This is a genomic window from Paenibacillus anseongensis (genome assembly GCF_009757995.1).
Classification (GTDB): Bacteria; Bacillota; Bacilli; order Paenibacillales; family NBRC-103111; genus Paenibacillus_E; species Paenibacillus_E chondroitinus.
Map to the genome: position 1 here is coordinate 561,478 of NZ_WSEM01000034.1, position 12,609 is coordinate 574,086.

A 12,609-nucleotide genomic window follows, 5' to 3' on the forward strand; every position below is an offset into this window, starting at 1 on the left:
AAGTTAGTCTTGAAAACGCAATCTCATAGTTATCTAATTTCATCCTAATTAAAAACCGAATTAAGTATTCTATATGAAGTAAAAAGTCCCGATAGTCGAGACAAGGGATTTCTATTCCCATTCGCTTACCAAATAAAAATCACATATTAAAATGGAAGCTACTTCTCAGGCTGATACGGATAACTTATTTAAAACGACATTTCATCTTCCAATTTAAAAATCAACAAAACCAACTTTTTTAGTTATAATTTTTAATTCTTACCAAAGCAATTTTCTAATTAAATATAAAAAAAGCCCGTACCATCAAGGCACGGGCTAACGACATTTATGTTCAAACTCAGCGACAAATCATCTTCCAATCGCCGACAAAACAAGTTACAACTCACAAAAAAAACCAGGGGCTCCCGCCCCCGGTCCTACTATGAGCAGCGACTGTATCCACAGTTCGCGCAATTCTTACACCCTTCGCTGTTAATCAGCGAAGCGGAACCGCAAGACGGGCACAAGTCCTTCGTCGCGGCGCTAGCAGCGTTGCTGCCATGAGCGGCATGCGCGGCGTGCCCGCTAGGAGCAGCCACTGGTGCCGGTGCTGGCGCATCCAGCACTTCACTCGTCGCGGTCACGTAGTTCCGCGCGTCGTCTTGCTCGTTCATCACTTCGTCGTGCTGCTCGAGTGCTTTGGCAACCGCGTCAGCGATCGACTCGACGCGGTTCGTGCCAAATCCAATGGCGCCGGAGCCGCCAATGCCTTTCAAGTGCTTCACGAGCAGCTTCACTTTGTCACCGTGGTCGCCGTAACGCAAGAACAACGAGCACACGCGGCCTAGTGCTTCAGACATCGCAAAAACGTCTGATCCGGCTTTCCCCACGTTGAGGAAAATTTCACTCGGCGTTCCGTTCATATCATTGATTGTAATATACGCCATGCCGAATGGTGTATTCACTTTATAGGTTGCGCCTCGCAGAATTTGCGGACGGCGCTTATATTGCTTATCGAATACTTGCTCTGTTTTGGCGTCAACATTAACCGCAAGCTTGCCTGAGAGATTCGTTAAGCTGGCTTCTTCTTTCACAGCCTCCGCAGCTACAGCAACAGGTGCTGCTTCTGCCTTCTCAACTTTCTTCTCCTCTTTCTTATCAGCGCTTGTGCTAAGAACTTGCACATCACGGCTTCCATCACGGTAGATGGTAACGCCTTTACAGCCCAAATCAAATGCCAATTCATACAACCGTTTGGTCTCTTCAACTGTAAAGTCGGATGGGCAATTCGCTGTTTTGGAGATTGAACTGTCAACCCATTTCTGGATCGCTGCTTGTGCGCGAATATGATCTTCAGCCGTCAACGTCATGGATGTTACAAAGTAATCCGGCAATTCCTGATTCGGATTGGCGTCTTTCCATTCTTGAGCAATCGGAACATATTGTTTATCAAAGCCCAAGCGGCTTTGGCGGAAATATTCAAAAGCAAAATACGGCTCGATCCCCGTCGAAGTGCCGACCATGGTCCCTGTGCTTCCAGTTGGAGCCTGCGTAATAACCGTTACGTTGCGCATACCGTTCGATTTAATGGCTTCGCCAACTTCCGGAAATACCTTGGTCATATTTTTCATAAAGCCGCTCTCCAGGAACTTATCTGCAATAAACGCTTGGAAAGAACCTTTCTCAGCAGCAATTTCCGCTGATGCCAGATAAGCTTCTCTTGCCATGAAGCCATAGATTTTGTCCAAAAATGCTAAGGATTCCGGACTGCCGTAACGAATTTTCAACTTAATCATGAGTTCCGCCAAGCCCATTGATCCTAGGCCTACGCGGCGTTCCTTCTGTTGATTCTCACGGTTTTCTTCAAAATGATATGGCGTTTTGTCAATGACATTATCAAGGAAATGCGTCGAGTAGCGAACAACCTTCGCCAGATCCGCCCAGTCGACATCATGCTTCTCAACATCATAAAATTTGGATAAGTTAATCGCCGACAAGTTGCAAACTCCCCAAGCCGGAAGCCCCTGCTCCCCGCACGGATTCGTACAAATAATCGGGTTGAAATACCAGCTATTCGACATTTGGTTGTAGTATTCCATGAACACAACACCAGGCTCAGCCGATTTCCAAGCGGACTCAATAATCGTGTGCCACACTTCACGAGCTCTGACCGTGCGGTAAGGCTTGACGGCTTTGCCAAGCTGTTTCCAAGCTTCCAAATTGCCGTCCCATTTCTCGTTATATTCAGGATCCGTCGTATCCGGGAAAACGAGTTCCCACTCCAAATCTTCCTTCACAGCCTTCATAAATCCATTGCTTACGCAAACGGATAAATTGGCATTGGTGATTTGGCCCATCGTTGACTTCACCGTGATGAAATCTTCCAGATCTGGATGCCAGTCATTGATCATCAGCATGAGTGCGCCACGACGGCTTCCGCCTTGCTCAATCAGACCTGTTGTATAGCTGAACAAACCGCCCCATGATACAGCACCGCTCGAAGAGCCGTTAACTCCTTTGACAACGGAACGGCGTGGGCGCAGGGAAGACAGATTGATTCCCACACCACCGCCGCGTGACATGATTTCCGTCATCTCTGAAAGTGTGCTCATAATGCCGCCACGGCTATCGTGAGGAGATGGGATCACATAACAGTTGAACAGCGTTAATTCATCGCTTGCATCCGCCCCTGCCGCAATTCGCCCGCCTGGAACAAGTTTCCAATCATCCAAAATATATCTGAATTTCTCTGTCCATTCCCTGCGTTTCTCAGGTGTCGTTTCCACGGATGCCATGGCTCCGGCCAGACGATCCCACATTTCTTCCGGTGTCTTTTCTATGTTTAATGTAAGCTTCTCAACTGCAGATTTGACTGTCTCGCCACTGCGTGTTCTTACTTGCACGATATCGCCTTCACGGCTAATAATTTCGCCTACTTCTTTGGCTGGGAATTTGGGATCATCCTTCGTCAATACGAGTACGGTGTCCCCCACTTTAGCAAAGCTCGTATCCGCATTCTTGAGTGCGTAGCGATCCAAAAATATTTTCTCGCTTAACCCTTCCAGCCTCTTACCTGATTGCGAAATCCCCATTGATAAATGCCCTCCCAATAAGCTACAGATTCAGCTCCAACTAAATTGAAAATTACAATATCTGGTGTGAGAAATCCATTATACAACACTAGATATGGACCTTCGAATGGCCAAAGGACCAATTTTGTTTAATAAGACAAGTCATGATCGCTTTAGCTAGAATTTACTCGAAATCTCTCTTTATTTTATAGAATGCGAGCTCGCGGTTCGTTGCTTTTGACGATGGCGTGTTCCTCTGCTAACCTATATTTAGGATACCACAATTCGCTCATTTTTAGAACATTTGTTCGTTATTTATTTTTTTCTAAGGAGATGTTAAAGAAATGTATTTTTATAAAAATGAATTTATGAATAAAGCGGACATTCAACTCTCGCCCGATGATCGCGGTTATTATTTTGGAGACGGTATTTATGAAGTTTTCCGTGTCTATCAAGGTAAGCTCTATGAGCAGGATGCCCATATGCAGAGGCTTCAAAGAACCGCAAGCGAGGTGCGGCTTACACTCCCTTTTACCATTGAGAAAATCGGGCAAATTCTCACCGAGCTGGTAGCCAAAAATAAGCTGATCGATGGCACTGTATATCTGCAAATCACCCGTGGCGAAGCTCCACGCGCGCATCCGTTTCCGACTCAGGCAGAACCGATCATGCTGGCCTATTGCACGGAAGTACCAAGACCAACGGCAACCATACATAACGGGATCAAAGCGATTACTTTCGCCGATATTCGCTGGTTAAGATGCGATCTCAAAACACTCAATCTGCTGCCCAACGTCATGGCCAAGCAGGCAGCGCTCGATAACAACGTGCAGGAGGTTGTACTGCATCGCGAAGGTACGGTGACGGAGTGCAGCGCATCTAACCTGATGATAATTAAGGATGGCGTACTTTATACGCACCCTGCGAATCATTTGATTTTGCACGGAATCACCCGAGCAGTCGTTTTGCGTTTAGCCAGAGGTTTGGAGATGCCGGTTAAAGAAGAAGCTTTTACGACGGAACAGCTTATGGCGGCTGACGAGGCCTTTATCTCAGGAACAACGGTAGAAATAACGCCAATTCTGGAAGTGGATGGCCGCACGATTGGAGCCGGCACGCCAGGTGCACATACCCGCAAGCTGCAAGAGGAGTTTGTTCGCACGTTCTCATAATCAGCAAAAAACCTAAGGCAACTGCCTTAGGTTTTTAAATCCCACACGAGGAACGCCAGGGCGCTATTTCAGCGAAATCGAACGTGTATAGCGACGGAAGGGAACCCCAGGCCGTTATTTCGGAGTTTTCATACGAATATCCCGCTATTTCCAGAAATAAGACCCTTGAGTTCCGTTCAAGTCCCTCAACAACCACCTTACCCCTAAATAGCGTCCCGAAGTTCTCCTATTTCCTCTATCCTACTGGTTTAGCTACCCAATCCTAGCAAACCACACGCCTCACGATTACCGCCGCAAGTTCCACTCATCCGTCCCATATTTCTCTTTCACAAGACGATTGGTCAACTCAATCTCAAACGGTGTCAACGAGTCCTCAACCAGCTCCACACCTAAACCGAGTCCAATTTCACGGCGGAAGGCTTCTTCAACTTGCCCCAAGGTAACGGCCTCTTTCCCCTGTGCCCGCAGCAGCTCGTTAATGGCCACCGCTTTTTTCAAAAAGCTCGTCTTCATCCGCTCCGCCACCTTCTCGTTAGAGAAACGCAGCATACGGAACAGTTGGTCCGTATCCATATCGAGCAGGATTGAGCCGTGCTGCAGCACGACGTTTTTTTGCCGTACCTGCGCGCTGCCGGCGACTTTACGCCCCTCAACCACCAGCTCATACCAGGACGGAGAATCGAAACATGCGGCCGAGCCCGCAGAGGCATATTTCTCTTTCTCCTCATCGCTTGCAAGCTGCACCATCTCGGCGTTAAGTCCTAACGCACGGAAACCTTGCAGCAGCCCTTCGCTCAAGACGCGGTAAGCGTCCGTCACATTGCGGGGAATGCCCGGATAATCCTCGGCCACAATGATACTGTAGGTCAATTCCTTATCATGCAGAACCGCTCTGCCTCCTGTCGGACGGCGTACGAAGCCAATGCCTTCATTCGCCACGGCCTCCTGATCGACCTCAGCTGCTTTTTGGAAATAACCGATCGACAGCGTTGCTGGATTCCATCCATAAAAACGCACCGTAGGAGGGACGATTCCCTCGCTATGAGCGGTCAAAATCGCTTCATCTAAAGCCATATTTTCAGCAGGAGAACGATCCCCCGTATGTATAAATCGCCATGCCGTCATCGAAATCTTCACCCTTTCTTTCCAACCATGCTTGTCAAAAGACAACCTCTATCATACCACATAACCGCCTTAAGTTACGATTCCGCTCCCTCTTCAAGCTCCCGCCCTGAACTCCTCATCTGTTTTACCATGGAAAAAGTTATGAAAGCGCCTCTTATGGACATACTAACACGTATTCGGCGTTTAGCGCCCGTGCTTCATACAAGCTTAGGTTCACGAAGTCAGTTTTCTTACGAAAACTCTTAGGAGGGCACAACCATGCGTCAACATGAACAGCAAGAGAACATTCGCCCCATTCATCATCGGTTGGACATGCACTTTGAGAGGGACTGGTTTACTGAGCTGGATCATCGTGTGCGCGGAGGAGGGCCGTGGGACGATTGGACGTTGTACCAGCTCGCCTACGAATCGGAAGAGTCGGGGCTTATTTCTACATTTGATGAAATGCAGTGCCTCCCTCATTTGGGACAGCTTGAGCCTATGGCTCATCAGATCGATACAGCGAAGCGAGTGCTTAATGAAATGCGCGGTCGAGCCATCTTGGCCGATGAGGTGGGACTCGGGAAAACAATTGAGGCTGGGCTGATATTAAAAGAATACATGATCCGCGGATTGGTCCGCAAAACCCTTATTCTGGTGCCGGCATCCCTTGTCCTGCAATGGGTTCGTGAATTAAACACCAAATTCGGCATACCTGCCATCGCCCATAAAAAAGCGTACATGTGGCAGCAAAGCGACATTATCGTGGCCTCCATGGATACCGCCAAACGCGATCCTCACCGGGAGATCGTGATGGGTCTGGAATACGACATGCTGATTGTTGATGAAGCTCATAAATTAAAAAATAAAAAAACGACCAACTACACCTTCGTTAATGAGCTGCGCAAAAAATATTGCCTGCTGCTCACGGCCACGCCGGTTCAAAATGATTTGAAAGAGCTTTATAATCTCATCACCCTGCTCAAGCCCGGCCAACTCGGTGTTCACAGCTCCTTTAAATCTAATTTTGTTGTCGGCAAAAGGATTCCGAAAAATGAGATTCAGCTGCAGCAGGAGCTGTCCAAGGTGATGATCCGAAATCGTCGCGGCGACGGCGGCGTTCATTACACCAAACGGGTGGTGAAAAATATCCCGTTGACACTTTCACCGGACGAGCAGGCGCTCTATGATGGCGTCACCAATTTCGTCCGCACGCGGTATGCGGAGAGCTCCGGCGATTTAAACAGCATGCTTTCGCTCATCACACTCCAGCGCGAGGTCTGCTCCTCCAGGGATGCCGTCTTCATTACGCTCGTGAATTTGTTCAAAAAAACAGCGGAAGATTCGCCTGTACGCGCCAAAATATGGGAGCTTGTCGAGCTGATTCGCAGCATCAAATCGAATAGCAAAGCGGAAACCACCATGAAGCTCGTGCAGGAAATTAATGATAAAGTCATCATTTTCACGGAGTATCGCGCTTCCCAGGAGTATCTGCTCAACTATTTGAAAGAGCATAAAATTACAGCAGTGCCCTATCGCGGCGGCATGAATCGTGGCAAAAAAGATTGGATGATGGATTTATTCCGCAATCGTGTACAAGTGCTTGTTGCAACGGAAGCTGGCGGCGAAGGAATTAATCTGCAATTTTGCCATAACATGATTAATTTTGACCTGCCGTGGAACCCGATGCGCGTGGAACAACGGATTGGCCGTGTGCATCGACTTGGCCAGACGCATGATGTGAACATCTATAATCTATCGACAAACAATACGATTGAAGAGCACATCCTTTCTTTGCTGCATGAGAAAATCAATATGTTTGAGATGGTTATCGGGCAGCTCGATACGATTTTGGAGAAGATCGAAAAGAAAGGATCTCTTGAAACTTCGTTATTCCGCATGGTGATGGAAGCAGGGTCGCGCGAGGATATTCGCCGGAAAATCGACGAGTTGGGTCATTCTTTTACCGAAATCAAAGAAGAAATTGAACACAATCCCGTGTATGGAACTGAGTTTCAACATATCCTTGATGCCGTAGGCGGCGCGCAAAGCGGTGAGGTCAGATCATGAACAAACGAAACGTTCATACCTTTGTCATGCGGTTTCTTGAAGCTTATGATTGCACTATTCTGGAGAAAAGCCCGTCTTACGTCACGGCTAAGCTCTCTCCGGAAGCAGATCGGGAAATGACGGGCCGACCTTATTATTGGAGCTTCGTGGAACGAACCGGGACGCCTGCTGAAACCATGACCTATAAATTCGTATTCGACCCGGAACAAATGAGGCTCGATGCCAAGTCCAAAGCTGCACCGACAGCTGTGAAGAGTCCACCTAGTCCAGGCGCACCAGCCTCACCGAACCAGGAGCAAGCGCCTGACGGCTCCTCCGACAGCATTCTGGGACGTTATTTCGGCTTCGTTCCGACAACAATTACAGCGCGTGTTCCGCAGGATGATGTCACTTTTGGCAGCAGAAGACTGGAGCAAATGTTCGGTATCGTCCGAGAGCGTGGGAAATTCGTTCATCTGTTTGAGGAACCATTTCCTACGGGAGCCACCTATCATGCTGCGCTCGTATATGATACATGGTTTTGCATCAATTACAAGGTTGAACTCGCCTGCGACCGCAAACGAAGTGAAATCCACTCCCTTGCCATTCAATTGAACAACGGCGAGATTCGCGAGAATTTTCATAAACATCTGCTGACCAAAGGTCTTTCTCCCAAGCTGCCGGCGAATAGTCATATTTTACCGGATACGATATCGCTGACCAAAGCCGTGAACCTGCTGGAAACGACGCTTGAACGTAAAATAAGCGCCTATGACCATAGATGGGCAGACGAGGCGAATGAGCAGCACCGCAGCGAGATTGACCGTGTCGAATCTTACTACAACGGCCTTTTGCTTAACGCAGAGCCCGATAAAAGAGATGAAATCGAAACGCAATGCCGCAACCGCCTAAGAGAAATCGACTGGCAGCACAAGCCGCGTATCGCCGTTTCTGTCATCAATTGCGGATTGTTTCATTTAACCGCCGGGCGATCGCCTAGGAACTGACGATAGTCGCTAAAACCTCGCAAATTAACGCTGCAGGTTCTAACAATCTTTTTATAGCATAAGAATTACAATAGATTCATACAAATGAGAAGTTAGCGATAGGCAGGTGAACATGGATGAAGCTGTGGACTGCATGGACAGCAACTTGCTTCATATGTATTGGCAGTCTCTTATTCATACCTTCCCAAAGCTCAGCGGGCGATAATCCAGATCGGACAAGCCTCGTGCAGCCAGTAGGACAACCCGCAGCTATCAGTAGTCAAGTAGCTGAAACTGCAAAGCCCGTACCGGATTTGCGAAGCGAATCCACTTTATCGGCCACAGTTGAGAAGTGGCGGGTAGCGCTCGCTCGCGAAGAAGGGTTCCATAACTGGCAATCAGCAGCTTGGAACAGTTACCCGCTTGGCCCAGGGACACATGGCTGGGTCGTGATTCTCACGGATCATGGCGAGGATGTCGGCTATATGATCGTACAGTCTGTAGAAAATGGCTCCTTCCGATTAACGGAATACGGGACAGGTAAGCACCCTCTTTTCAGTTTGACCACGCTGTATCGTTCTATGGTACAGCAAGAACTCATCCCGGCAACACTTACTTATTCTGATTTTATCGCCAATGAAACGATCGCCAAAGACCGCTTATATATGGACGGCTTAACCGCTGTTTGGAGAATCAAAGTTGATAATCAATTGTACTATGTGGATGCCAAATCAGGTGAGGTCCTCCCTATAAAAGAAGACCCGACGCCAAAGCTTGGGGCCGATGATAGCACACTGATGACAACGGAATTAAAAGAAGCAAGCACCGTTATGCATCCAGCCTTTGATCCTTATGAACGGATGCCTTGGATTGTCGGCTCACCGCTTCCTATGACTGGACTGAGCGAACTCCAAAGCGCTCTTGCCACCGATCAACATCTGACCTTTGTCACCGAGCTATACGATGGTCAGGTTACTCTGCCGCTGGCCGTATTAGGCTATCAATCATGGCAGGATGGGTTACCTTATCTGGTTCTCGATCACCAAGGACCAAGATACATTCAACTGCCTACCGCTCTGGCAATGGGGCATATTTATTAAAAGGAAAAGGACTCTCCGTCAAGTAGACGATTCTACTTATCGGGCAGCCCTTTTTTTGTGTTTTTTTATTTTTTAGTTTTAAACTGGTCAAACAGCATCCGGGCTGCCAAGGGCAGCATGCCAAACCAACGTGTCTGCCAATGCTCCCGCTGCTCTTTATGCATCGCTTTTGCTTGTTGGCGAACATCTCTTGGCGTGTCTATAAACGTCACGACCTGTTGTGTTATGTACTTGACCAAGTCATCACTTTTGGCCATACGCCCACCTGCCTTTTTCTCCCTATTGTAACCAGAGAGCCCCGGACTTAAACGGTAAGACAGGTGGAAGAAATGGATTCAACTGACTCTTCCGCCGCTCTCCGAAATAATTTTATCCGCAAATGTCTTAATCGTACTACAGCCTAGCAGCATCGGTTTGTTATCGCACTGCAACAGCAAGGTCTGTGCGTTCATATCCCAGGCGTATTGGAAACCAACGTTCATTCCTACCACTGTAATCATGAATTTCCCCGATGCAGCATTGGGAATGGTGAAGCCTTGTTTTTTGCCTACTTGTTGTAACGAACGAAACACCGAAGACGAAATCCCTCTATACGTCCAAGCATTGCAAGCCGCCATAGGTCAATCTCCTCTCTCCCCATATAGGATCACTAAATTGTATGAAGAGAGGGCTTAAATCGTGCTTGTTCCAAAAAAATCAGTCCCGCGCTGCATGCTTCCAAACCCGCTTCTAACCTCGTCCTTGCTGCATATATTAAAGTAACTAGAGAGAAAGGGGTGCATCGAATGTGGGAAGAGATGCTCCTGACTGAACAGCTCAACATCCACATGGATAAAGCCAATCACATGCTGGAATTGAAGCTTCGAGACCACGAACAGGAAGATACGTTCTCTACAGTTCAGCTAAGCCATGCTGAGCTCATTTTACTTCTCCATACCCTGCTGGAAGTGAATCGGTGTTTTCGCGGGGATGTCCCATATTTTCACAATTAAAAAAGCACCTTCGATTCCCGCTAGCGGGTGTCGAAAGTGCTTTTTTCATAGCAATTTCTATCTGTTAGTCTCGGCTAACTCCAACAATGGAAGCCAAGAAGCGCAAGATGTACAAGAAGAGATTGATGAAATCCAAATAAATGTTAAGTGCAGCGAGCGGAACCTCTTCGGCCGATACGCCATTGCGGTATTGAGCCACATCATACAGCACCCAACCGCTGAAAATCAGAATGCCGAGCATTGACCAAATCAAGTTTGTCATCGAGCCAAAATTAACGAACATACCAATGACACTCATCAAGACAAGGCCAATCGTTCCAGCGAACAAAAAGCCGCCGAGGAAGCTGAAATCACGTTGCGAACGGTGCGCGTAGAAGGCTAGTCCGCCAAAAATCGCCGCTGTCGCGAAGAATGCTCCCGACACCACGTTAGCTCCGAGCATACCCCCGTATGCCATAATCACTGGATATAAGGTTACACCGGAAATTGCCGTAAAGGCATAAAGGAAACCATATCCGATATTTTTGCCGCGAATCCGAATCACGATCGCTGCCACCAGCATGGCCACTTCGGCAATGACGAAAAGCATAATCATTGAAGGCGGAACGACCATAGCACCGACTAGTGTCCCCAGGAAGGAAACCAAGAGGGAGATGGCAAATGTTTGAAGCACATGAGCAAAACTGCCTGAATGAGAAACCGTAACCGTTCTATCCATGAAACTGTCAACTCCTTCTATTAGAAAACATGTACAATCTATACTATGCATTATACCTAAACTTCATGAAAACCGCTATACGCCTGGACTTTAGGCATTATTTGAAGGCGGAGATCATCTTTAGGAATATACGTTTCAAATGCGCTCGAAGTTTCGCAGGAAATCGCAGAATCAGACGCGTGCCCCAACCGTCATAAGTTCCGCCGACTTCTGCCGCTAGAACGAACAATTCTTTGGTTACCGCATTAACGGTCGGAACATCCAGCGTGTGTAATTTGCTCAAGTGAAGCACGTAGGGCTCCACCTGACGTGTCGTATCAAATTCGGAGACAATGATCCTGTAGCCAAGCGCGCCCACTTTGCTTTTCATCGCATCCATCCGGGTTGAATCCGGAAAATGCAGCCAATGCTGAACTTCCCTGGCCTTCTCCAGATTATCCCCCCGACGCTTCAGCGCATAGGCGATCTTGGCATTTCGCATCCACTGCTCTTCCAAGGGTGAAGGCGCCATTTCTTCCAGGTAGAAGCTCCAGTCTGCGTCCAAATTCCTCGAGAAATAATAACGGAAGTTAGGAAAATCCGCCAGCACCCGCTTCATTTCCCGCTCCCAATCCCAGTCATCCTTGGCGTAAAAGTACATTTCCATTTTATTATTTGAAGAAATGCGCCCGGCATAAAGGGCATATCCCTGATCTTTCATCCGTGAAATAAGCTTGTCTTCGAGCTCGTAGAAGGCTTGCTGCGCCTTTTGCGTTGAGCTGTCCGAGAGGTCCCACAAGCTATACATATTAAATACGATTGTAATTCTTTGACCATATCCTATGAAAGGAGCTTTCTGCTTCAAAGCAGTGTTCATAAAGACTAGAACCTGCTCCCGATCCCGGATGCGTTCGAACAAATTCCAATCTTCTTCCATAGGATGACCCCCTATTTCCATTCCAGATAATATTTATTATATAAGTCTTAGGCCTAGCTGCCTACCCATCTGTGCATCATTTCCTAGGAAATAAAAAAACAACCCCTTCAGAACCTGAAAGGGTTGTTGCGGTTGATGCGATCAAGAGGACTCGAACCTCCACGGGGGTAAGCCCACACGGACCTGAACCGTGCGCGTCTGCCAATTCCGCCATGATCGCACATGATGTGGTGACAAAAATAAATATAACATGGGACTCGAAAGCTCGTCAACGAAACTTTTACAATCCATGCATAAATACAAACCCCGCTCCTAAACCTATTACCAAAGGAGGGATGACGAATGGATGAGGAAGAAATCAAAGCTCTCGAACCCAAATACACAGGCAATCAGCGACATCTCACAGAAGGTGAAGCTGAAGGTATCGTACATGATCCCAATTTCAAAAATGAAGACGAAGATCCCGATGGTGTTGATGTGTATCCTGCCGGGGTTGCTTTCGGCGTTTTCCGCAAACCGTAA

General features: G+C 47.7%; 12 protein-coding genes and 1 tRNA gene. 6 read left to right on the forward strand and 7 right to left on the reverse strand.

The window, feature by feature from the left end; translation table 11 throughout:
* Positions 1–419: 419 nt before the first annotated feature.
* Entirely contained in the window at positions 420–3,071 is a 2,652-nt protein-coding gene (locus tag GON05_RS33565) for an adenosylcobalamin-dependent ribonucleoside-diphosphate reductase (protein WP_157325719.1), read from the reverse strand.
* 323 nt (positions 3,072–3,394) lie between these two features.
* Here GON05_RS33565 and dat point away from each other — a divergent pair, with 323 nt between their 5' ends.
* Positions 3,395–4,222 carry a D-amino-acid transaminase gene (gene dat / locus GON05_RS33570; RefSeq protein WP_157325721.1) on the forward strand — a complete coding sequence of 276 codons (828 nt, stop codon included), beginning with the start codon at positions 3,395–3,397 and terminating at the stop codon, positions 4,220–4,222.
* A 285-nt stretch (positions 4,223–4,507) separates the two neighbouring features.
* Here the strand turns inward: dat and GON05_RS33575 are convergent, their stop codons facing one another.
* Complete coding sequence (locus GON05_RS33575; RefSeq protein ID WP_157325723.1) at positions 4,508–5,347, reverse strand: lipoate--protein ligase family protein; 840 nt, start codon at positions 5,345–5,347, stop codon at positions 4,508–4,510.
* A gap of 258 nt (positions 5,348–5,605) precedes the next feature.
* Here GON05_RS33575 and GON05_RS33580 point away from each other — a divergent pair, with 258 nt between their 5' ends.
* From GON05_RS33580 to GON05_RS33590, 3 genes are all read left to right on the forward strand, one after another.
* Positions 5,606–7,396: a DEAD/DEAH box helicase gene (locus GON05_RS33580; protein ID WP_157325725.1), complete on the forward strand. Its 1,791-nt coding sequence runs from the start codon at positions 5,606–5,608 to the stop codon at positions 7,394–7,396.
* Positions 7,393–8,382 (forward strand): YqhG family protein, encoded by a 990-nt coding sequence (locus GON05_RS33585; protein WP_157325727.1) that lies wholly within the window; start codon positions 7,393–7,395, stop codon positions 8,380–8,382. The genes GON05_RS33580 and GON05_RS33585 overlap by 4 nt, the downstream gene beginning before the upstream one ends.
* A 116-nt stretch (positions 8,383–8,498) precedes the next feature.
* The gene (locus GON05_RS33590; protein WP_157325729.1) at positions 8,499–9,461 is read left to right on the forward strand and encodes a hypothetical protein; all 963 of its coding nucleotides are present in this window, start codon (positions 8,499–8,501) and stop codon (positions 9,459–9,461) included.
* Positions 9,462–9,526: 65 nt separating this feature from the next.
* Here GON05_RS33590 and GON05_RS33595 read toward each other — a convergent pair whose 3' ends face one another.
* Positions 9,527–9,718 (reverse strand): YqzE family protein, encoded by a 192-nt coding sequence (locus GON05_RS33595; protein ID WP_157325731.1) that lies wholly within the window; start codon positions 9,716–9,718, stop codon positions 9,527–9,529.
* A gap of 78 nt (positions 9,719–9,796) precedes the next feature.
* Positions 9,797–10,078, reverse strand: a complete 282-nt coding sequence (locus tag GON05_RS33600) for a hypothetical protein (RefSeq protein ID WP_157325733.1) — start codon at positions 10,076–10,078, stop codon at positions 9,797–9,799.
* Positions 10,079–10,288: 210 nt separating this feature from the next.
* Here GON05_RS33600 and GON05_RS33605 point away from each other — a divergent pair, with 210 nt between their 5' ends.
* Positions 10,289–10,453, forward strand: coding sequence for a hypothetical protein (locus GON05_RS33605; protein ID WP_185157263.1), 165 nt, complete (start codon positions 10,289–10,291; stop codon positions 10,451–10,453).
* A 64-nt stretch (positions 10,454–10,517) separates the two neighbouring features.
* Here the strand turns inward: GON05_RS33605 and GON05_RS33610 are convergent, their stop codons facing one another.
* The 3 genes from GON05_RS33610 to GON05_RS33620 all read right to left on the reverse strand — a co-directional run bounded on the left by GON05_RS33610 (position 10,518) and on the right by GON05_RS33620 (position 12,307).
* Complete coding sequence (locus GON05_RS33610) at positions 10,518–11,171, reverse strand: Bax inhibitor-1/YccA family protein (RefSeq protein ID WP_157325737.1); 654 nt, start codon at positions 11,169–11,171, stop codon at positions 10,518–10,520.
* A 97-nt stretch (positions 11,172–11,268) separates the two neighbouring features.
* Positions 11,269–12,087, reverse strand: a complete 819-nt coding sequence (locus GON05_RS33615; protein WP_181646325.1) for a DUF695 domain-containing protein — start codon at positions 12,085–12,087, stop codon at positions 11,269–11,271.
* Positions 12,088–12,223: 136 nt separating this feature from the next.
* A tRNA-Leu gene (locus GON05_RS33620) sits at positions 12,224–12,307 on the reverse strand.
* A 122-nt stretch (positions 12,308–12,429) separates the two neighbouring features.
* On the opposite strand from GON05_RS33620, the gene GON05_RS33625 reads away from it, so the two are divergent.
* Entirely contained in the window at positions 12,430–12,609 is a 180-nt protein-coding gene (locus tag GON05_RS33625) for a hypothetical protein (RefSeq protein ID WP_127458555.1), read from the forward strand.